Consider the following 20480-nt stretch of genomic DNA (forward strand, 5'->3'; position numbering starts at 1 on the left):
GCAGGGGATACCCCATCGTCAAAGGACGACACCGGGAGACGAACACAGTCGCGGGAACGACGTCCGAAGCGCGGGTGGCGCACGGCCGCCGCCGTGCAGAAACAGCTACCCCCACTTCGGGCGTCGAACCCGACCTGTCTCGCCCCCTGATCAGCACCGGCCCCCACCGGTGCTGTTCATCAGGGTACGGCCGGGGGGCAGGAGCGGAAGGTAATTTGCAGAACTGGTTGGCCGACGCGTTTATGGTGAGCCGCATGTTTCGTCTGGAGACAGAAGTCGACAAATCTCGGCACGATCTTCTTCGCCGTCGGCTGCGGGACGCAAATACCGCGGCCTCCCCGGTCCTGCGCGCACTGCGCGGAACCCCAGGTGAACGTGAACTTCCGCTCCAGGTGTGGGCATTGGACGACTCCGGCGCCCTGGCCGGCGGTCTGGTCGGCCACACCTGGACCAGTTGGCTCCACGTCACGTATCTCTGGGTCGACGAGAGCGCCCGCGGAACCGGCCTGGGTTCGCAACTGCTCGCACACGCGGAGGCCACGGCCCGCTCCGAGCGGGGCTGCACCGAGGCACGCGTGGAGACCTGGGACTTCCAGGCCCCGGGGTTCTACAGGAAGCAGGGGTACGAGGTGGTCTGCGTGATCCCGGACTATCCGCCGGGCATCACGGAGTACACGCTGACCAAGCATCTGACCGACCGGCGTTGAGCTGCCGCGACGAACGGACGGGGCCGACGCAGTCGCCCTCGGCCCCGCCTCACCGTCCGGGCCAGCGCACGCGTCGCGCCCCCGCCGCCGGTACCGCCTCGAAGACCCTCGGTGCCGTGAACCCGGCGGCGGCGAAGGCCTCCTCGACCGCCTTGGTGACGGTCTCCACGTCCGCCGCCTCGGCCAGCACGATCGCCGAGCCGCCGAAGCCGCCTCCCGTCATGCGCGCGCCCAGGGCACCGCTCGCCAGGGCCGTGTCCACGACCAGGTCCAGCTCCGGGCAGGAGATGCGGAAGTCGTCCCGCAGGGAGGCGTGCCCCTCGGTCAGCACCGGTCCGATCGCCCGCGTCTCACCCGACTCCAGCAGGGCCACGACCCGCTCGACACGCTGGTCCTCGGTGACGACGTGACGCACCAGACGACGTACCTCCTCCTCGTCGCCGAGCCGGTCGAGGGCCGCGGCCAGGTCGTCGTAGGCGATGTCACGGAGCGCGTCCACGCCCAGCAGCGCGGCGCCCTTCTCGCAGCCGGCGCGGCGCTTGCCGTACTCGCCCTCGCTGTGCGAGTGCTTGACCCGGGTGTCGACGACCAGCAGCCGCATGCCCTCGGCGGCCAGGTCGAAGGGGATCTGCTTCTGGGAGAGGTCGCGGGTGTCGAGGAACAGCGCGTGGCCCGGCTCGCAGCACGCGGACGCCGTCTGGTCCATGATCCCGACCGGGGCGCCGACGTACACGTTCTCCGCGCGCTGGCACAGCCGGGCCAGCTGCCAGCCCTTCTGGCCCAGGTCGTACAGGTCGTTCAGGGCGAGCGCCACGACGACCTCCAGGGCCGCCGACGAGGACAGGCCGGCGCCGGCCGGGACCGTCGAGGCGAGGTGGATGTCGGCGCCGGTCACCGCGTGGCCGGCCTGGCGCAGCGCCCACACCACGCCCGACGGGTACGCCGTCCAGTCTCGGTCCGACTCGGGTTCGAGGTCGTCGACGCGCAGTTCGACGACACCGCGCTCGACGTCCTGCGAGTGCAGCCGCAGCACGCCGTCGGTGCGCCGCGAGAGAGCCGCGACCGCGGTGTGCGGCAGCGCGAACGGCATGACGAAGCCGTCGTTGTAGTCGGTGTGCTCGCCGATCAGGTTGACCCGGCCCGGCGCGGCCCACACCCCTTCCGGCTCGGCCCCGTACAGCTCCTCGAACCGCTCGGCGACCGCGGCTGCCGTGTCGACGTTCATCCCCTGCCCCTGACCTTCCGTGCTGAACCGGCCGAAGCGGCCGGTGAGTTGACCGACCGCACGACCTGAGAACCTACGGCCGGCGGCACCGGCCGTAGAACTTAACCTGCGTCTCGCTGCGCGAACTCCCACGCGTCCGCGACGATGCCCGCGAGGTCCGCGCGGGACGGGTTCCAGCCGAGCCGCTCGCGGGCGGTGCCGGCGGAGGCGACCAGGACCGCCGGGTCGCCGCCCCGGCGCGGGGCCACGACCTCGGGGATCGGGTGCCCGGTGACCTGCCGGACGGTCTCGATGACCTGGCGCACGGAGAAGCCGTTGCCGTTGCCGAGGTTGCAGATGAGGTGCTCGCCCGGGGTGGCGGCCTTGACGGCCAGCAGGTGGGCCTCGGCCAGGTCGGCGACGTGGATGTAGTCGCGCACACAGGTGCCGTCCGGCGTCGGATAGTCCTCGCCGAAGACGGAGATCGCGTCGCGCCTGCCCTGGGCGACCTGGAGGACCAGCGGGATCAGGTGCGACTCGGGGTCGTGGCGCTCGCCGTAGGCGCCGTAGGCACCCGCGACGTTGAAGTACCTGAGGGACACGGCACCGAGGCCGTGGGCCGCCGCCTCGCCGGTGATCATGTGGTCGACGGCGAGTTTGGAGGCGCCGTAGGGGTTGGTGGGCCGCGTCGGCGCGGACTCGACGATCGGCACCTCGGCCGGCTCGCCGTAGGTGGCGGCCGTGGAGGAGAAGACGAGCTTGCGCACGCCCGCCTCGCGCATGGCGCCGAGCAGCGCCATGGTGCCGGCGACGTTGTTGTCCCAGTACTTCTCGGGCTTCACGACCGACTCGCCGACCTGCGAGAACGCGGCGAAGTGCAGCACCGCGTCGAAGGAGGCGTCCAGCCACTTGGCGGCGTCGCGGATGTCGCCCTCGATGAAGGACGCCCCGGACGGCACACCCTCGCGGAAGCCGGTGGAGAGGTTGTCGAGGACGACGACCTCGTCCCCGGCCTCGATGAGGTGCTGCGCGACCACGCCGCCGACGTAGCCGGCACCGCCGGTGACCAGAAACTTCCCACTCATCTACTCGCTACCTCTCGCAGTCGCTCGGCCGCGCGCTCCGGCGGCACGTCGTTGATGAACACGTTCATGCCGGACTCGGAACCCGCGAGAAACTTCAGCTTGCCGGAAGTGCGGCGGATGGTGAAAAGCTCGAGGTGAAGCGCGAAATCCTCCCGCACGACGCCCTCGAAGTCCTCCAGCTGGCCGAACGGCGCCTGGTGCCAGGCGGCGATGTACGGCGTCGGAGGCTCACTGTCACCGAAGATCCGGTCGAAGCGCCTCAAGAGTTCCAGATAAACCTGGGGGAACTCTGAGCGCGCCTCCTCGTCGAGGGCGAGCAGGTCGGGCACCCGGCGCTTCGGGTACAGGTGGACCTCGTACGGCCAGTGCGCGGCGTACGGCACGAAGGCCAGCCAGTGTTCACTCTCCAGGACGACCCGCTCGTCGGCGAGTTCACGCTCCAGGACGGCGTCGAAGAGGTTCTGCCCGCCGGTCGCCTCCTTGTGCGCGGCGGCCGACCTCAGCATCAGGGCGGTACGCGGAGTGGTGAAGGGGTAGGCGTAGATCTGCCCGTGCGGGTGACCGAGGGTGACACCGATCTCGGCGCCGCGGTTCTCGAAGCAGAACACCTGCTGGACGGAGGGGAGGGAGGACAGTTCCGACGTCCGGTCCGTCCACGCCTCCAGCACCAGCCGCGCCTGTTCCTCGGAGAGATCGGCGAAGGACGCGTTGTGGTCGGAGGTGAAGCAGACGACCTCGCAGCGCCCGGAGTCGCCGGCCAGCGAGGGGAAGCGGTTCTCGAACACCACGACGTCGTACGACGAGTCCGGGATCTCGCTCAGCCGGTCGCCCTCGGAGGGGCACAGCGGGCACTGGTCGGCCGGCGGGTGATACGTGCGCCCCTGCCGGTGCGAGGCGATGGCGACCTCGTCGCCGAGCAGCACGTCATGACGGACCTCGGACGAGGTGACGGTCCGCTCCAGAGGGCGGCGGTCGACCGCGTCCCGCACGGTGTCGTCACGCAGGTCGTAGTAGATGAGCTCACGACCGTCGGCCAGTCGGGTCGAGGTCTTCTTCACGCCGGACTCCATTTCGAGCCGCTCAAGGGTCTTCCAAGACTTCATCAAACAGAACTAAACACAGAGAAACACAACTCACCACCTGCGTCAACATCACAATCAAACAAAGAGCATCACCGGATGTGTTCAATTACTGAACACAGGGGCGTAGGTTCCGCTCTGTATCGATTCGCGAGACGAAGCGAGTACACATGCAAACCCCCACAATTTCCCCCATGCTCTCCCCCACTTCCCCCACCTCCCCCACCTACCTCGCGGCCGAGCTGCGGCTCCCCACCAACTGGCTCGACTACACGTTGCTCGGCATCTACTTCGTGGTGGTGCTCGGCATCGGCTTCGCGGCCCGCCGCTCGGTGAAGACCACCCTCGACTTCTTCCTCTCGGGGCGCTCCCTGCCCGCCTGGGTCACCGGCCTGGCGTTCATCTCCGCCAACCTGGCCGCCACCGAGATCCTCGGCATGGCCGCCAACAGTGCCCAGTACGGCGCCTACACCGTGCACTGGTACTGGATCGGCGCCATCCCGGCCATGGTGTTCCTGGGCCTGGTGATGATGCCCTTCTACTACGGCAGCAAGGTCCGCTCGGTCCCCGAGTTCCTGCTCCTGCGCTTCGACAAATGGGCACATCTGCTCAGTTCGATCCTGTTCGCCTTCGCCGCGATCCTGATCGCCGGAGTGAACCTGTACGCCCTGGCGATCGTGGTCGAGGCCCTGCTGGGCTGGCCGCAGTGGGTGGCCATCGTGGTCGCCGGCTTCTTCGTCCTCGCGTACATCACCCTCGGCGGCCTGTCCTCCGCGATCTACAACGAGGTACTCCAGTTCTTCGTGATCCTGGCGGCGCTGATCCCGATCACCGTGCTGGCGCTGAAGAAGGTGGGCGGCTGGGACGGCCTGACCGACAAGCTGACCCAGGCCCACGGCGACAACTTCGTCACCGCCTGGGGCGGCACCGGCATCGGCGAGGCGAACCCGCTGGGCGCGAACTGGCTGACGATCGTCCTGGGTCTCGGCTTCGTGCTGTCGTTCGGCTACTGGACGACGAACTTCGCGGAGGTCCAGCGGGCGCTGTCCGCGAAGAACCTCTCGGCGGCCCAGCGCACGCCGCTGATCGCCGCGTTCCCGAAGATCTTCATCGTGTTCCTGGTGATGATCCCGGGCCTTGCGGCCGCGGCCCTGGTCCCCGGCTTCGGCACGGAGAAGTCGGGCTACCAGTACAACGACGCCATCCCCTATCTGATGGAGGGGCTGCTGCCCAACGGCGTACTGGGCATCGCGGTGACCGGTCTGCTGGCCGCGTTCATGGCGGGCATGGCGGCGAACGTGTCGTCCTTCAACACGGTGTTCACCACGGACATCTGGGCGAAGTACGTGGTGACGGACCGCGAGGACTCCTACTACGTGCGCTTCGGCCGGCTGATCACGGCGATCGGTGTCATGGCCTCCATCGGCACGGCGTTCCTGGCGTCGTCGTTCTCGAACATCATGAGCTACCTCCAGACCCTGTTCTCCTTCTTCAACGTGCCGATGTTCGTGGTCTTCATCGTCGGCATGTTCTGGAAGCGGGCGTCGATGAAGTCGGGCTTCTGGGGTCTGCTGGCCGGCACGACGGCGGCGATGGTGAACTACTTCGTCCTCTACAAGCAGGACATCATCTCGATCCCCACCGACCAGGGCGCCAACTTCGTCTCCGCGATCGCGGGGTTCGTGGCCGGCGCGGTCGTCATGGTCGCCGTCTCCCTGTTCACCGCTCCCAAGCCGGCGGACGAACTCCAGGGCCTGGTCTACGGCACCCGCTCCCCCGGGATGGCCGAGCCCCCTGCCGAGGGCGACGACGCCTGGTACCGCAGGCCGGCGTTGCTGGGCTGGGGCGCGATCGTGCTGGCGGCCGCCTGCTACATCCCGTTCTCGTTCTCGCTCTGACGACGGAGGACCGACAGACCATGACCGACCACCACTCCGAACACCCCAAGCACTCCGGGTACTCCGAGCAGGACGTCCAGCGCGAGGTCAGCGAACTGAAGGAGAAGTCGGCGACGGCCGCCCGGCTCTTCGACATCAGGCGCATCATCGGCGGCCTCTTCGTGCTCTACGGCGTGATCGTCACGATCGCCGGGCTCACCGACGACGACGCCACGATCGACAAGGCCGAGGGCGTCAACATCAACCTCTGGACCGGGCTGGGGATGCTGCTCCTGGGCATCTTCTTCCTGGCCTGGCTGAAGCTGCGGCCCACGGCCCCGCCGCCGCCCGACGTGGAGCCCGGGGAGGAACCGGGGACCGAGCCGAAGGGCTGACTCCGGGTACTCCCCGCACCACCGGCGTACTCCCGGCACGGCACCCCACCGGCGCTACGGCTCCCCCTGTGTCTCCGGCTGCGGCACCGGACCCGCCCGGTCCAGCAGGCCCGTGCGGGCCGCCAGGGCCGCTGCCTCCAGGCGGGAGCCGACGCCGAGTTTCATCAGGACGCGCTGGACATGGGTACGGGCCGTGGACGGGGCGATACCCATGCCGGCGGCGATCAGCCGCGTGTCCTCGCCGTCGGCCACCCGGACCAGGACCTCGACCTCGCGGGGCGTGAGCATCTGGAGCAGGCGCTGGCCCTCGTCGTCCGGCTGGGCTGCGGGGTTGAGCAGTTCGCTGAACGCGCCCTGGAGCAGCTGCGGCGCCACCGCCGCCTCCCCGGCCCGTGCCTTCATGATCGCCCGCTCGACGCCCTCTATGCGTTCGTCGTGCCGGACATAGCCGGACGCCCCGGCCGCGAACGCCGCCGCTATGCCGCGCGGGCTCGGCACCGGGCCGAGCACCAGCACCGCCACCTGCGGGCGTTCCCGCTTGATCTTCGCGACCGGGTCGAACATCCCCGGCTCCGCGGGCGTCGCCGTCCCCAGCAGGCACACCTCGGGCGCCCGCGTGATCACCAGATCCGCCGCCCCCGCGGCGGGCGCCGCCGCGGCCAGCACCCGGTGCCCCCTCAACTTCAGTGCCGAGGCCAGCGCCTCGGCGAGCAATCGGTGGTCGTCGACCACCATGAGCCGAACTCCCATCGAGCAACCCCCCAGTCCCCCCAATGGATCCCCATCAATACCCAGGACCGCCAGCGCCGGTCCGGATGCCCCACTATGGATGCCCACTGGTCCGCGCGGACAGAAGCCCCCTCCCGGCTCCCCCGCCCTTCATGCCCCCGGAAGCTACACGCTTGTTCGACGTTGCGCTCCCCCTACCGGCGAGAAGTGCCCCGGAACGGCGGATTTTCTGGCTTTCCGCGCATTCGAGGGCGTTGAGACGGTACGCGAACGGCCCCGCCCCCGAGCAGGGACGGAGCCGTCTGTGCGACCGGGTGCGGCGGCCTCAGCCGCTCGCGCCGAACGCGATCACATGGGCCTTACGGGTGTCCGAACTGCCCAGCTCGCTGGCGAACTTGGCGGACATGTACAGGTGCCCCTGGGCGTAGAGGATCTCGGAGTACTCCGGAGACATCCGCATCTCCACGTCCCGCACCGGCCTGGCGGACGGGTTCTCCAGCAGCTTCGTCTCCTTGAAGCTGCCGCCGTCGATGCTGACGATCTGCCCGCCCTTGTCGTACGGGGGACGCTTGTACGCGATCACGTTGCCGCCGTCCATGCGCAGCGGCGTGATCGTGTACCGGTCGCCGGCGTCCGCGCGCTGGCCGGTCTGCTTGCCGGTGGCCAGGTCGATGGCGACGATCTCGTTGGTCTGGCCGTACTCGCCGCCGCCGTCGTGCTGTTCGGTCTCCACGTAGAGCCGGTCGTTGCCCACCACGATGCCCGTGCACGACTCGATCGTGGTGACGCCGGAGCAGCGGGCCGCGTACTGGTCGCCCGGCACGGAGATGCGGATGCGCAGCTTGCCGGTCTTGTTGTCGATGGAGAAGGCGTCCGTGATGCCGATGGCGTCCTCGGACTGGCCGGCCTCGGCGGCGACCACGAGCGGGTCGGTGGAGATGACGCTGGCGTACTCGACGCCCTCGGCCATCTTGTACTCGGAGATCACCTTCCCGGTCTTCGGGTCGATGGTCTGGATGTGCAGCTGGGGCTGGTCGTAGGAGCCGCACTTGCGGACCGCGACCATCTTCGGGCCGCCCGCGTAACCGAGGTCGTAGCAGTTGTCGTCGGCCTTCGGGACCCACAGCGACTTGCCGGTCCTCAGGTCGAAGGCGGCGCCGCCGCTGGTGCCGCCGGCCGCGACCGTGCCACCGCTGACGGTGATGTTGTCGTAGCGGATCAGCCCGTCCTCGTTCTGGGCGGTCTTCGACCAGAGCTTCTTGCCCGTGTCGAGGTCGATCGCGGCGACCTGGGTGCAGCCGTGCGAGGGCTTGTCCTTGGTCGGCATCGCGGGCTCGAAGGCGACGGCCGTCACGCCGTCCTCGCTGATGTGCTTGGCGGCCTGGCAGACCGGGCCGGGCAGCTTGACCGACCACAGCTTGGAGCCCTTGTCGGGGTCGTAGCCGACGATCTCCGCGACACCGCTCTTGACGTACGCCTTGTCGGTCAGCCAGGAGCCGGACACCACGATGCTGGTGTCGTCGTCGACGTTGGGCGCCGGGACCTGGAAGAGGACCGAGGAGGCGGTGTTCGAGGGGACCTTCTCGGTGCCGTCGGGGGCGTCGAAGCCGCCGCCTCCCGAGTCGTCGCCCCCGCCGCCGGTGCCGCCGCTGGAGCCGGCGGTGTCGTCCTTGCCGCCCTGGTCACCGGACTTCGCGTACCAGACGCCACCGCCGATGATCAGCGCGATCACCACGACCGCGGCCGCGATGATCACGGCCAGCTGCGAGCTGGACCGGCCCCCGCCGGAGGGCTGTCCGGGCTGGGGGTGCATCGGCACGGTCTGCTGCGGATAGCCGTAGCCGGGCGCCTGGGTGTACGGGTTCTGGGGCTGGCCGTAGGGGTTCTGCGGCTGACCGTACGCGGCGGGCTGCTGGGTGGGATAGCCGTACCCGGGCGGGGTGGCCTGGGGAGGCTGGGGGTAGCCGTAGCCGGGCTGGCCGGGTGCCTGCGGAGGCTGCCCGGGTGCCTGCGGAGGCTGCCCGGGTGCCTGCGCGGGCGGCTGCTGGGGTTGCTGCGGCGGCTGGGGTGCGCCGAAGCCGCCGCCCGGCTGCTGGGGCGGCTGGTCCTGCGGCGGGCCGAACCCGCCCTGCGGGGGCTGGTTGGGCGGCGGAGGCGGCGGCTGGGTCATGGCGTGGGCACCTCAGGGGAGGGGGACGGCGGGGGCGACGGACACGGGCGTGAGGGCGTGAGCGGTGCGCGCCTCACTTGCCGAAGGCGAGCATCAGCTTCTCCTTGGCCTCGTCCTGACCGCTCAGCCGGGTGCTGGAGAGGTAGAAGCGGCCGTCGGCCCAGTCATAGGCCTTGGAGAAGAAGCCGTTCTCGATGTCCGCGGCGCTCGCCGGGTTCTGGAGCAGCTTCGCCGGCTGGTGGCTGCTCCCGGAGATCGGGATCGCCACGACCTGGCCGCCCGCGTCGTAGGACGCCTGGACGTAGGCGATGAGCTTGCCGTTCTCGACCTTGATCGGCAGCATCGAGTCGTCGGCGGGGGACTTCACCCGCCACTTCTCCTTGCCGTTGCCGAGGTCGATGGCGACGATCTCGTTGGCGCTGGCGGTCGCCTTGGTAGGCATGTACAGCGTGTTCGCGTCCGCGACCACGCCGGAGCAGCCCTGAAGGTCACGCTGGAGGATGGCCCAGCCGCACTCGGCGCCGATCTCGAGGTCGACGTCGACCTGCGAGCGGATCTTGCCGGCGGAGTCGAAGGTGGAGATGTTCCACGCCTTCTTGTCCTCGTTGGTGCCGTAGATGACCAGCGGGTCGAGGGAGAAGACACGCGCCACGCGCCAGCCCTTGTCGAAGCGCATGGTCCACTTCGCCTTGCCGGTCGACGGGTCGAGCTCCTGCACCTCGTCGTGCTCGTCGCTGCTGGAGGCGGCGCAGGACGCCACGGCGATGATCTTCTCGCCGCCCGCGAACGCGTCGGGGAAGCACTTGTCCCCGAACCGCGTCTTGTCCCACATCTTCTTGCCGCTGTCGACGTTGTAGGCCGTGCCCGACTGCGAGCGGCCCACCAGCAACGTCTTGCCGGTGATGGACAGTTCGACGTCGAGGGTGCTGTCGAAGAGCTGGCCGTCGGCGACGCTGCCCTTCCAGCCCTTGTCGCCGGTGTTCAGGTCGATCTGCTGGAGCTGGTTGCACTTGGCGCGGTCGCTGCTGCCGCTCATGTAGGCGACGACGACCTTGTCGCTCGCCGACTTCTGCGGGGTGACCGCGCAGATCTTCTCCGGGAACGTGATCGGGTCCCAGGCGTCCTCGCCGTCGCCGACCTTGAAGCCGAAGACCTGCTTGTACGCCGCCTTCACCGCGGTCTTCTCGGTGATCCACATGCCGGGGGCGTCGGCGCCGGACTTGGGAGCGTCGGGCGCCGGCTTGTACCAGAGCACCTTCGACTCGCCCGCCTGGCGGCCCGCGTTGAGGTTCTCCGGGTCGTCGCCGCCCTCGCTGCCGCCGTCGCCGGATTCGGACGGCGAGTCGGAGCCCTTGGGGTCGTCACTCTGCTGGGCGACCGGCTTGTCGTCCTTCTTGTCGTCACCGCCGCGGGTCACCGCGAACACGGTGCCGCCGACGACGAGCAGGACGGCGACCGCGGCACCGATGGCCACGGCGGGCTTGCCCTTGAAGGGGTTGCGCGAGCCACCGGGCGGGGTGCCGGGCGCGCCCGGGTACTGCGGCTGGGGCGGGTAGCCGTAACCGGGGGCGGGCTGCTGGCCGTAGGGGCCGGGCTGCTGCGGATAGCCGTACGGCCCCGGCTGCTGCGGGGGCTGGGCGTACGGTCCGGACTGGTACGGGCCCGGCTGGGCGGGCTGGCCCGGCTGCTGCGGGTAGCCGTAGCCGGGCTGCGGGGCGCCGGACGGCGGGGTCTGCGGGGGCGGCGGCGTCTGCGGCGGGCCCGGCGGCGGCGGGGGTGTCTGGGGGGCGCCCTGCGGCGGGGGCGGGGTCTGCGGCGCGCCCTCCGGGCCGGGCTGCGGCGCTCCGAAGCCGCCCTGCCGCGGATCCTGTGGTGCGCCGAAACCGCCCTGCGGCGGCTGGTTGGGCGGCTGGCTCATGAGCGGTTCCCCCTTGAGACCGGTGTGGTGCCACGTTCTGTGCCGTCGCGTTTCCGCCACACCAGCTTTTCTCAGACTGTTCTCAGGCGGCCTTTCTATCACCCGCCACCGACAGCACACCGGCCCGCATCCACCCCTGTTCCCAAGGGAGAACCGCCCCGTGATGCCCCCGTTATGCGCCTTCACGCCCCCTTCACAGGGCGCACGCAGACCCCCGAGAACGGCGCCGCAGGCGCCTTCGAAGGGGCGCGGGGAACTGCGCGACCAGCCACGAAGGCGCCGCACCCGACACCCCGCACGAGCCCGGCACTTCCGTAGTCACGGCCGCCCCGCGAAGCGCTACGCGTCCTCCGCCAGTTCCAGCCAGCGCAGCTCCAACTCGTCCCGCTGACCGGCCAAGTCGCGCAGCTCCGCGTCGAGTTCGGCGACCTTCCCGAAGTCCGTCGCGTGCTCGGCGATCTGGGCGTGCAGCTTGGTCTCCCGCTCGGAGAGCTTGTCGAGCTGCCGCTCGATCTTCTGCAACTCCTTCTTGGCGGCACGCGAGTCGGCCGAGCTCTTCTCCGGTACGGCCTTCTCGGCCGCCGGGGTCGTGGCCGCGGCGGCGACCTGCGCCTCCATGCGGTGCCGGCGCTCCAGGTACTCGTCGATACCGCGCGGCAGCATCCGCAGCGTGGCGTCGCCGAGCAGCGCGAACACCCGGTCCGTGGTGCGCTCGACGAAGAACCGGTCGTGGGAGATGACGATCATCGAGCCGGGCCAGCCGTCGAGGACGTCCTCGAGCTGGGTGAGCGTCTCGATGTCGAGGTCGTTGGTGGGCTCGTCGAGGAAGAGGACGTTGGGCTCGTCCATGAGCAGCCGCAGCAGCTGGAGCCTGCGGCGCTCACCGCCGGACAGGTCGCCGACCGGCGTCCACTGCTTCTCCTTGTTGAAGCCGAACGTCTCGCACAGCTGACCTGCGGTCATCTCGCGGCCCTTGCCCAGGTCCACGCGCTCACGCACCTGCTGGACGGCCTCCAGCACCCGCAGGTCCGGGTTCAGCTCGGCCACTTCCTGCGACAGATACGCGAGTTTGACGGTCTTCCCGACCGCGATCCGCCCACCGGCCGGCTGCGCCTCGCCCTCGGTCCGCGAGGCCTCGGCCATCGCGCGCAGCAGGGACGTCTTGCCCGCGCCGTTGACGCCGACGAGGCCGATGCGATCACCGGGTCCGAGCTGCCACGTCACATGCTTGAGCAGCACCTTGGGGCCGGCCTGGACGGTGACGTCCTCCAGGTCGAACACCGTCTTGCCGAGCCGGGAGGAGGCGAACTTCATCAGCTCGCTGCTGTCGCGCGGCGGCGGCACGTCCTTGATGAGCTCGTTGGCGGCCTCGACCCTGAAGCGCGGCTTGGACGTCCGCGCGGGGGCGCCGCGGCGCAGCCACGCCAGCTCCTTGCGGACCAGGTTCTGCCGCTTGACCTCCTCGGTCGCGGCGATGCGCTCGCGCTCGGCGCGCGCGAAGACGTAGTCGGAGTAGCCGCCCTCGTACTCGTAGACGTCGCCGCGCTGGACGTCCCACATGCGGGTGCAGACCTGGTCGAGGAACCAGCGGTCGTGGGTGACGCAGACGAGCGCCGAGCGCCGCTCCCGCAGATGCCGGGCGAGCCAGGAGATCCCCTCGACGTCGAGGTGGTTGGTGGGCTCGTCCAGGACGATGAGGTCCTGCTCCTCGATGAGCAGCTTGGCGAGCGCGATGCGCCGCCGCTCGCCGCCGGAGAGCGGGCCGATGACGGTGTCCAGGCCCTGCGGGAAGCCGGGCAGGTCGAGCCCGCCGAAGAGGCCCGTGAGCACGTCCCGGACCTTGGCGTTGCCCGCCCACTCGTGGTCGGCCATGTCCCGGATGACCTCGTGCCGGACGGTGGCCGTGGAGTCGAGCGAGTCGTGCTGGGTGAGCACGCCGAGGCGCAGCCCGCCGGAGTGCGTGACCCGGCCGGTGTCGGTCTCCTCCACCTTGGCCAGCATCCGGATCAGGGTCGTCTTGCCGTCGCCGTTGCGCCCGACGACGCCGATGCGGTCGCCCTCGGAGACCCCGAGCGAGACACCGTCGAGCAGGGCACGGGTGCCGTACACCTTGCTGACGTTCTCGACATTGACCAGGTTGACGGCCATTTCTCTCCTGCCCAGGGGGACGATCGACCTTCCAGGGTAGTCGCGCCCGCCGACAGCCCCGTACGCCGCCGTCCGCACAGCCGTGCGCCCCGGGGACCCCACCGCGGTCCCCGGGGCGCCTGGGGCCTGCGTCAGCGGCGGGCCGCCGCCGAGCGGACCTCGGCCAGGAGGTCGTACATGACCTGGCCGGGGCACTCGGTGTCGAAGTAGTCGCGGTGGCCGCCGACCGTGTTGGTGTCCTTCTCGGTGCCGTTGACCGGGTTGGTGTACGTCACCCTCGCCTGCGGGTCGAGGCCCTTGAACCGGGATATCACCTGGATCAGCCGGATCAGGGAGGCCTTGGCCGCGTCCGTCGGGGGCTTCTCCTGGAGGTTGCCGATCAGGGCGATGCCGAGGGCGCCGGAGTTGTAGCCGACGGAGTGGAACGCGGTGACGAGGTCGCCGTCCGGATCGAAGGCGGGGATGCCGTCGTCGCCGGAGTAGCGGCCCTCGTAGACGGTGCCCGCCTCGTCGATGAGGAAGTGGTAGCCGATGTCGCCCCAGTCGTTGGTGATCGCGTGGTACTCGTACATCGCGCGCACCGTCGCGGCCGGGTCGGGGTCGTCGTTCGGCGTCGCGGTGTGGTGGACCGTGATGACCTGGAGCGGGTAGTACACCTCGGGCGAGTTGACCTTGCCGTCCTTGTACCGCTTGGACTCGTCGGCGCCCCAGGCCGCGCGCGAGAGGTAGCCGACGCCGCGCACGCGCGTGGGCTCGCTCGGCACCCGGACCGTGCGGTCGGGGCCGTCGGTGGTGTCGATCGCCAGCGAGCGCACGCCGTCGATGCCGCTCGGCGCCCTCAGCTCGTAGACCTTGGCGTCGCCGGCGGCGACCAGGGCCGTGCCGCCGTCCTCGACAGCCGCGCAGCCCCCGGTCAGGTCCTGCCAGTCGCCGTTCGCGAGCCGGATGGCGGCGCCCTCCTTCGCGCCGGACCAGCGCACTCCCACATAGGAGGCGGCGAAGGCGGTGGTGGCCTCGCCGGTGCCGGTGGCGGCCTCGGTCCGGGTGGCCGGGAACTTCTCCGGCGTCGTGCCCGAACCACCGGATCCGGAGGCGGAGTCGTCCGGCTCGCCGGAGTCGGCGGCGGCGAACACCATCGGCGTGAGCGCGGCTCCGGCGGCCACCGCCCCGCCCGCGGCGATCATGCCGCGCCGGGACAGGGAGCGCTTTCTACGGTGAGACGGCTGGATGGGTGTGGGGGATTCGGACACAGGAGTGTCCCCTTCCAGATGGCACTTGACGGTGAACCGGGCACACTGGCCCGACAGTTGAAACGTCAAGCGACCCTATTCGCCCCAACAGCCCCACGGGTACTGCGATCGCAGTACTTCCGTGTGGAGATCGAGCGAAGAACGCGTACTTGTGAGTACGGCGTCACGCTCCGGCGGCGCGCACCACCGTGGCGCCCTGGGCGGGCCCCGACGCGGTGCGCACCGCACGGCAAGTGCCGGACGTGCGCAGGGTGTCGGCGACCTTCACGGCCGACTCGGCGTCCCGGGCGAGGAACGCCGTCGTCGGGCCCGAGCCGGAGACCAGCGCCGTCAGCGCGCCCGCCGCGAGGCCCGCGGCGAGGGTGTCGGCGAGCTCCGGGAACAGGGAGAGCGCGGCGGGCTGGAGGTCGTTGGAGACGGCGGCGGCGAGCGCGTCCGGGTCGCCCTTGGCGAGGGCGTCGAGCAGCGGCTGGGAGGCCACGGGCTCGGGGATGTCGGTGCCCTCGCCGAGCCGGTCGAACTCACGGAAGACGGCGGGCGTCGACAGCCCCCGCGAGGCCATCGCGAACACCCAGTGGAAGGTTCCGCCCACATCGAGCGGGCGCAGCTTCTCGCCCCGCCCGGTGCCGAGGGCCGCGCCGCCGACCAGGCTGAACGGCACGTCGCTGCCCAACTCGGCGCAGATGTCGAGGAGTTCCTCGCGGGAGGCGTTCGTGCCCCACAGCGCGTCGCAGGCCAGCAGCGCGCCGGCGCCGTCCGCGCTGCCGCCCGCCATGCCGCCGGCGACCGGGATGTCCTTGGCGATGTGCAGATGCACGTCGGGGGCGAGGCCGTACCGCGCGGCGAGCGCCTCGGCCGCGCGGGCCGCGAGGTTCGTACGGTCGAGGGGGACCTGGTCGGCGTCGGCGCCGTCACAGGTGACGCGCGGGCCGCCCGGCGAGGGGGTCACGGTGACCTCGTCGTAGAGGCCGACGGCGAGGAAGACGTTGGCGAGGTCGTGGAAGCCGTCCGGGCGGGCGGCGCCGACCGCGAGCTGGACGTTGACCTTGGCCGGGACGCGTACGACGACGCTCGCGCTCACTTACTCGGACCCCTCGTGCTGCTTGTTCTCGGCGATGGCTGCGAACTCCTCGACCGTCAGGGACTCGCCGCGGGCCTGCGGGGAGACACCGGCGGCGACCAGGGCGGCCTCGGCGGCGGCCGCCGACCCGGCCCAGCCGGCGAGGGCGGCGCGCAGCGTCTTGCGGCGCTGGGCGAAGGCCGCGTCGACGACGGCGAAGACCTCGCTCCTCGCGGCGGTGGTCTTGATCGGCTCGGTGCGCCGGGTCAGCGCCACCAGCCCGCTGTCGACGTTCGGCGCGGGCCAGAAGACATTGCGTCCGATGGCGCCGGCCCGCTTGACCTCGGCGTACCAGTTGGCCTTGACCGAGGGCACGCCGTACACCTTCGAGCCGGGTGCGGCCGCGAGCCGGTCGGCGACCTCCGACTGCACCATGACGAGGGTGCGTTCGATGCTCGGGAAGGTCGCGAGCATGTGCAGCAGGACCGGGACGGCCACGTTGTACGGGAGGTTCGCGACCAGCGCGGTGGGCGGCGGGCCGGGCAGCTCGCCGACGTGCATCGCGTCGGAGTGCACCAGCGCGAAACGCCCGGCGCGCTCGGGCATCCGGGCCGCGACGGTGGCGGGCAGCGCGGCGGCCAGGACGTCGTCGATCTCGACGGCGGTGACCCGGTCGGCCACCTCCAGCAGGGCGAGGGTGAGGGAGCCGAGTCCCGGGCCGACCTCCACCACCACGTCGTCGGGCCGCACCTGCGCGGTGCGGACGATTCGGCGGACCGTGTTCGCGTCGATGACGAAGTTCTGGCCGCGCTGCTTGGTGGGACGTACACCGAGGGCGGTCGCCAGTTCACGGACGTCGGCGGGGCCGAGGAGGGCGTCGGGGGTCGGGCTGCTCACCCGACAAGGGTACGGGGCGCCGCGGGGCCGGCCCGCCCCTCACCTGTGCAGCCGCGATCCGCAGTGCGGCCAGGGACTGGTGCCCTGCCGCACGTACAGCTTCTTCGCCCGCATCGTCTGCTCCTCCGCCGGGGCGTCCTGCGGCCGGCCCTTGCCGCCGAGGTCGCGCCAGGTGTGGGTGTCGAACTGGTACAGCCCGCCGTACGTCCCCGACGAGTCCACGGCGTCCGCCTGTCCCCCGGACTCGCACGCCGCGAGCCCGTCCCAGTTCAGCCGGCCCGCGCCGCTCACGGACGTCGGCAGGGGCTTCGTGCCCACCTTCACCACCTGCGTCTGCGGCTCGCGCACCACCTCGGTCCTGATCCGCCGCGGCTTCTGCCGCACGCCGTTGACCGTGCGCAGCGTGTACGTCATCCGCCGCAGCCCCGCCTGCCCCGCCCGCTCGACGACCTCCGTGCCCTTGAAGACGGCGGGGTCGTCGACGCGCTCCACCGCGAACGGGATCGCCTCGTCGCGGATCTCCTTGCGCCCGGTGATCCGCAGCACGGTGACCGTCTGCCCGTCGCGCGGGAAGCTCTCCAGGGGGACGGAGGTGGTGTCCTGCCCGCGCAGGGTGATCCCGGCCTGCTCCACGACCTCGCCGACGCTCGCGGCGTTCGTCCGGATCGTGCGCGCCCGGCCGTCCGCCATGACGGTCACCGCCCGTTCGGTGCGCACGTCCAGCGCGAGGCCCTGCCGCCCGATGCGCCGGGAGCGCGACGTCGACAGATACGCGCCCTCCGCGCGCACTCCCAGCTGGGTGAGCGCTGCCTCCACCGTCCGGGCGGTCGTCCACACCTCGCGCTTCTGGCCGTCGATGGTGAGCCGCACGGGGCGTCCGTAGTGCACCGCGACCTCGTCGCCGTTGCCGAGCCCCGCGCCGGGAGCGGGCGCGACCATGTCGTGTGCCCCGACGTCGACGCCCTCCTCGGCCAGCAGGTCGCCGACGTCGTCCGCGAAGGTGTGCAGGGTGCGCGGCCTGCCGCCGTCGACGCTCAGCTCGACCGCCTTGTCCTTGGCCACGAAGGCGCTGGTGCCGCCCGCGAGGAACGCGACGACCAGTGCCTGCGGGACCAGCTTGCGCATGGTGGCGTCGCCGCGCTCCGCGGCCCGCGCCCGGCGCCGGTGCGCGGCACGTCGGCCACTCCTGGGGCGCGCGACGGGCGCGTGCGCCGCTTCGGCGATCTCGTACGCGGGCCGGTAGGTGTCCTCGTACGCCGCGTACGACTGGTGCGGGGCATACCGGTCGTAGCCGGTTGCGTAACTGTCCGTACGCGACGCGTACGGCGCCGGCACCCCGTACGCCAGCGTCTGCGCGCTGTACGGGTCGAAGCCGCCGTACCCCGGCGGCTCATGGGCCGGGGTCGGGCCGTACGTCTCGAACTGCGCGTTGCTCACGACGACACGCTCCACCGGAGGGGTCCGTTTCGGGCCACAGAACCTAGCGGAGGGGTCGGAACTCTCCAAAGCGACTCGACTACGCAGCGTGGCCGTCGGTCGGTGGTGAGCCCGCGCGAGCGTTACCGCGCGGTTATCGGTCAGTAGCCGAAGGCATGTGCCGTGTTCGTCCCGAGGGCCGTCGCCAGCGTGTCCTCGTCGATGCCCCGCACGGCCGCCAGGGCGCGCACCGTGATCGGAATGAGATACGGCGCATTGGGCCGTCCGCGGTACGGCACCGGCGTGAGGAACGGCGCGTCGGTCTCCACCAGGAGCAGCTCCAGCGGGGCGATCGCCACCGCGTCCCGCAGATTCTGGGCGTTCTTGAAGGTGACGTTGCCGGCGAAGGACATGAAGTACCCGGCGCGGGCGCACACCTGCGCCATCTCCGCGTCGCCGGAGTAGCAGTGGAAGACGGTCCGCTCGGGAGCGCCCTCCTCCTTCAGGACGCGCAGCACGTCGGCGTGGGCGTCGCGGTCGTGGATGACGAGCGCCTTGCCGTGCCGCTTGGCGATCTCGATATGGGCCCGGAACGACGCCTCCTGCGCCTCCTTGCCCTCGGGCCCGGTGCGGAAGTAGTCGAGGCCGGTCTCGCCGACGCCCTTCACCTGAGGGAGTGCGGCGAGGCGGTCGATCTCCGCGAGCGCCTCGTCGAGCGCCCGCGCACCGCCCGGCTCACGCGCCCCCTGCCGCGACCAGCCGTCGGGGTCGCCGTGCACGATGCGCGGCGCCTCGTTGGGGTGCAGCGCGACGGTGGCGTGCACGGCGTCGTACTGCGCCGCCGTCTCGGCCGCCCATTGCGAGCCGCGCACGTCGCAGCCCACCTGCACGACCGTGGTCACCCCCACCGACGCGGCCTTGTCCAGCCCCTCCCGCACGGTGCCGGACTGCATGTCGAGGTGGGTGTGCGAGTCGGCGACCGGTACCCGGAGCGGCTCCGGGAGCGGCGGGGCGGCGTGCTTGTCGGCGGCGTTCGAAGGCATGCCCCGATCCTACGAAAGGGGCATGCCCCGCCGGCCGGGCGCTCGGCTCAGCTCGCCTTGCGGTGGAAGACGTGCAGCAGATCGGACAGATGCCAGTGGTGGTGCGGCTCGGCCGGCGCCGACTCGCTCTCCGCGTCCGCCTTCGGCTGGGTCGGGACCGGGGCGGGGCGGTGCAGGGAGTTCTGCACGGAGGACACCTGCCCGGCGGCCATGATCCGTACGATGTGCCCGTCGCAGTTGTGGCACGTGGGCCGGCTGAGCGGGGACGGGACGACCTGGCCGTTCGCCACGTACATCACGAACTCACGGCCGTCGCCGTCTGTGTGGTGCTCTATCTCGTACGACTGCTCCCAGCCATGCCCGCAGCGCATGCAGGCGAACGAATACGACTCGTGGACGACGGCGGTCGCGGCGCTGCGAAGGCCCGTGGTCTGCTGTGCGATCTCACTCATGCCAGCTCCTGTGGTCCGCTGGGTGGGACGGGTCACGTCCCACAACCCAGTGGACTCCTCCGCAGGAGTGAACGCACGCAATCTGTCCAGTGTTGGCGCCGACTTGTACGTTCCTTGCCGTTGGGCCCGGTCTGCTTTACCCCGCCATGGGGCGCACGCTCATGCGATATACGCCCTGCTCACACGGCGTTTCACGCCCCCGCGTTCTTCGCCGCCACGACGGCGTCGAACACCTCCCGCTTGGGCAGTCCGGCCTCCGCCGCCACCGCCGCGATGGCCTCCTTGCGGCGCTCCCCGGCGTCTTCGCGGACGCGAACCCGGCGCACCAGCTCCTGCGCGTCGAGTTCCTCCGGCCCCTTCTCCGGAGCCCCCTCGACGACGACGGTGATCTCCCCGCGCACCCCCTCGGCGGCCCACGCCGCGAGCTCCCCGAGCCCGCCCCGCTTGACCTCCTCGTACGTCTTGGTCAGCTCCCGGCACACGGCGGCCCGCCGCTCGGTACCGAACACCTCGGCCATCGCGGCGAGGGTGTCGTCGAGGCGGTGCGGCGCCTCGAAGTAGACGAGCGTGCGCCGCTCCCCGGCGACCTCCTTCAGACGCGACAGCCGCTCCCCTGCCTTGCGCGGCAGGAACCCCTCGAAGCAGAACCGGTCGACGGGCAGCCCGGACAGCGCGAGCGCGGTGAGCACGGCGGACGGCCCGGGCACGGCGGTGACCTTGATGTCCTTCTCCACGGCCGCCGCGACCAGCCGGTACCCGGGGTCGGACACCGACGGCATCCCCGCGTCGGTCACCAGCAGCACCCGCGAGCCCGCGAGCAACGCCTCGACCAGCTCCGGCGTACGGGCCGACTCGTTGCCCTCGAAGTACGACACGACCCGACCCGCCGGCTGCACGCCGAGCGCCTGGGTGAGGCGCTTGAGCCGCCGGGTGTCCTCGGCCGCGACCACGTCCGCGCCCGCCAGTTCCTCGACGAGCCGGGGCGGGGCGTCCTTGACGTCGCCGATGGGGGTGCCTGCCAAAACAAGGGTTCCTGTCACGTTTCCATCC

The 20480-nt window shown here is 71.0% G+C and carries 17 protein-coding genes; 3 read left to right on the forward strand and 14 right to left on the reverse strand.

Going from position 1 to position 20480, the window contains the following annotated elements:
• Positions 1–242: 242 nt before the first annotated feature.
• Entirely contained in the window at positions 243–707 is a 465-nt protein-coding gene (locus PGH47_RS17845) for a GNAT family N-acetyltransferase (protein ID WP_271668085.1), read from the forward strand.
• 49 nt (positions 708–756) lie between these two features.
• On the opposite strand, the gene galK is transcribed toward PGH47_RS17845, so the two are convergent.
• The 3 genes from galK to galT all read right to left on the reverse strand — a co-directional run bounded on the left by galK (position 757) and on the right by galT (position 4054).
• Positions 757–1932 (reverse strand): galactokinase, encoded by a 1176-nt coding sequence (gene galK, locus PGH47_RS17850; RefSeq protein WP_271664253.1) that lies wholly within the window; start codon positions 1930–1932, stop codon positions 757–759.
• A gap of 101 nt (positions 1933–2033) precedes the next feature.
• A complete protein-coding gene (gene galE, locus PGH47_RS17855; RefSeq protein WP_271664254.1) occupies positions 2034–2996 on the reverse strand; it encodes a UDP-glucose 4-epimerase GalE in 963 nt (320 codons plus the stop codon).
• Positions 2993–4054 carry a galactose-1-phosphate uridylyltransferase gene (gene galT / locus PGH47_RS17860; RefSeq protein ID WP_214334256.1) on the reverse strand — a complete coding sequence of 354 codons (1062 nt, stop codon included), beginning with the start codon at positions 4052–4054 and terminating at the stop codon, positions 2993–2995. Before galT ends, galE begins: the two co-directional genes overlap by 4 nt.
• A 215-nt stretch (positions 4055–4269) precedes the next feature.
• On the opposite strand from galT, the gene PGH47_RS17865 reads away from it, so the two are divergent.
• Both PGH47_RS17865 and PGH47_RS17870 read left to right on the forward strand, forming a co-directional pair.
• Entirely contained in the window at positions 4270–5973 is a 1704-nt protein-coding gene (locus PGH47_RS17865; RefSeq protein ID WP_271664255.1) for a sodium:solute symporter family protein, read from the forward strand.
• 20 nt (positions 5974–5993) lie between these two features.
• Positions 5994–6347: a hypothetical protein gene (locus tag PGH47_RS17870; RefSeq protein WP_271664256.1), complete on the forward strand. Its 354-nt coding sequence runs from the start codon at positions 5994–5996 to the stop codon at positions 6345–6347.
• Positions 6348–6401: 54 nt separating this feature from the next.
• Here the strand turns inward: PGH47_RS17870 and PGH47_RS17875 are convergent, their stop codons facing one another.
• The 11 genes from PGH47_RS17875 to rsmI form a co-directional block, all read right to left on the reverse strand.
• Complete coding sequence (locus PGH47_RS17875; RefSeq protein ID WP_030951055.1) at positions 6402–7097, reverse strand: helix-turn-helix transcriptional regulator; 696 nt, start codon at positions 7095–7097, stop codon at positions 6402–6404.
• A 304-nt stretch (positions 7098–7401) separates the two neighbouring features.
• Positions 7402–9246, reverse strand: coding sequence for an outer membrane protein assembly factor BamB family protein (locus PGH47_RS17880; RefSeq protein WP_271664257.1), 1845 nt, complete (start codon positions 9244–9246; stop codon positions 7402–7404).
• 73 nt (positions 9247–9319) lie between these two features.
• Complete coding sequence (locus PGH47_RS17885; RefSeq protein WP_271664258.1) at positions 9320–11164, reverse strand: outer membrane protein assembly factor BamB family protein; 1845 nt, start codon at positions 11162–11164, stop codon at positions 9320–9322.
• A 339-nt stretch (positions 11165–11503) separates the two neighbouring features.
• Positions 11504–13312 carry an ABC-F family ATP-binding cassette domain-containing protein gene (locus PGH47_RS17890; RefSeq protein WP_271664259.1) on the reverse strand — a complete coding sequence of 603 codons (1809 nt, stop codon included), beginning with the start codon at positions 13310–13312 and terminating at the stop codon, positions 11504–11506.
• A 131-nt stretch (positions 13313–13443) separates the two neighbouring features.
• Complete coding sequence (locus tag PGH47_RS17895) at positions 13444–14562, reverse strand: peptidoglycan recognition family protein (protein WP_333938058.1); 1119 nt, start codon at positions 14560–14562, stop codon at positions 13444–13446.
• 163 nt (positions 14563–14725) lie between these two features.
• On the reverse strand, positions 14726–15643 hold the full coding sequence (locus tag PGH47_RS17900) for a 4-(cytidine 5'-diphospho)-2-C-methyl-D-erythritol kinase (protein WP_271664260.1): 918 nt from the start codon (positions 15641–15643) through the stop codon (positions 14726–14728).
• Positions 15644–16519: a 16S rRNA (adenine(1518)-N(6)/adenine(1519)-N(6))-dimethyltransferase RsmA gene (gene rsmA, locus PGH47_RS17905; RefSeq protein ID WP_271664261.1), complete on the reverse strand. Its 876-nt coding sequence runs from the start codon at positions 16517–16519 to the stop codon at positions 15644–15646.
• A 39-nt stretch (positions 16520–16558) separates the two neighbouring features.
• Positions 16559–17956, reverse strand: coding sequence for a resuscitation-promoting factor (locus PGH47_RS17910; protein WP_271664262.1), 1398 nt, complete (start codon positions 17954–17956; stop codon positions 16559–16561).
• 140 nt (positions 17957–18096) lie between these two features.
• A complete protein-coding gene (locus PGH47_RS17915) occupies positions 18097–18978 on the reverse strand; it encodes a TatD family hydrolase (protein WP_107905842.1) in 882 nt (293 codons plus the stop codon).
• Positions 18979–19025: 47 nt separating this feature from the next.
• A complete protein-coding gene (locus PGH47_RS17920; protein WP_271664263.1) occupies positions 19026–19430 on the reverse strand; it encodes a hypothetical protein in 405 nt (134 codons plus the stop codon).
• A gap of 191 nt (positions 19431–19621) precedes the next feature.
• Positions 19622–20470 (reverse strand): 16S rRNA (cytidine(1402)-2'-O)-methyltransferase, encoded by an 849-nt coding sequence (gene rsmI / locus PGH47_RS17925; protein ID WP_107905844.1) that lies wholly within the window; start codon positions 20468–20470, stop codon positions 19622–19624.
• Positions 20471–20480: the final 10 nt, after the last annotated feature.

It is taken from the genome of Streptomyces sp. HUAS 31 (assembly GCF_028198125.1).
Classification (GTDB): domain Bacteria; phylum Actinomycetota; class Actinomycetes; order Streptomycetales; family Streptomycetaceae; genus Streptomyces; species Streptomyces chartreusis.

Bases quoted from the DNA above. Each gene is read 5' to 3' on its own strand.
- PGH47_RS17890 (WP_271664259.1), bottom strand. From the start codon at position 13,312: ATGGCCGTCAACCTGGTCAATGTCGAGAACGTCAGCAAGGTGTACGGC.
- PGH47_RS17915 (WP_107905842.1), bottom strand. From the start codon at position 18,978: ATGCCTTCGAACGCCGCCGACAAGCACGCCGCCCCGCCGCTCCCGGAG.
- galK (WP_271664253.1), bottom strand. From the start codon at position 1,932: ATGAACGTCGACACGGCAGCCGCGGTCGCCGAGCGGTTCGAGGAGCTG.
- PGH47_RS17865 (WP_271664255.1), top strand. From the start codon at position 4,270: ATGCTCTCCCCCACTTCCCCCACCTCCCCCACCTACCTCGCGGCCGAG.
- PGH47_RS17875 (WP_030951055.1), bottom strand. From the start codon at position 7,097: ATGGGAGTTCGGCTCATGGTGGTCGACGACCACCGATTGCTCGCCGAG.
- PGH47_RS17885 (WP_271664258.1), bottom strand. From the start codon at position 11,164: ATGAGCCAGCCGCCCAACCAGCCGCCGCAGGGCGGTTTCGGCGCACCA.
- PGH47_RS17880 (WP_271664257.1), bottom strand. From the start codon at position 9,246: ATGACCCAGCCGCCGCCTCCGCCGCCCAACCAGCCCCCGCAGGGCGGG.
- PGH47_RS17870 (WP_271664256.1), top strand. From the start codon at position 5,994: ATGACCGACCACCACTCCGAACACCCCAAGCACTCCGGGTACTCCGAG.
- galE (WP_271664254.1), bottom strand. From the start codon at position 2,996: ATGAGTGGGAAGTTTCTGGTCACCGGCGGTGCCGGCTACGTCGGCGGC.
- PGH47_RS17920 (WP_271664263.1), bottom strand. From the start codon at position 19,430: ATGAGTGAGATCGCACAGCAGACCACGGGCCTTCGCAGCGCCGCGACC.
- PGH47_RS17845 (WP_271668085.1), top strand. From the start codon at position 243: ATGGTGAGCCGCATGTTTCGTCTGGAGACAGAAGTCGACAAATCTCGG.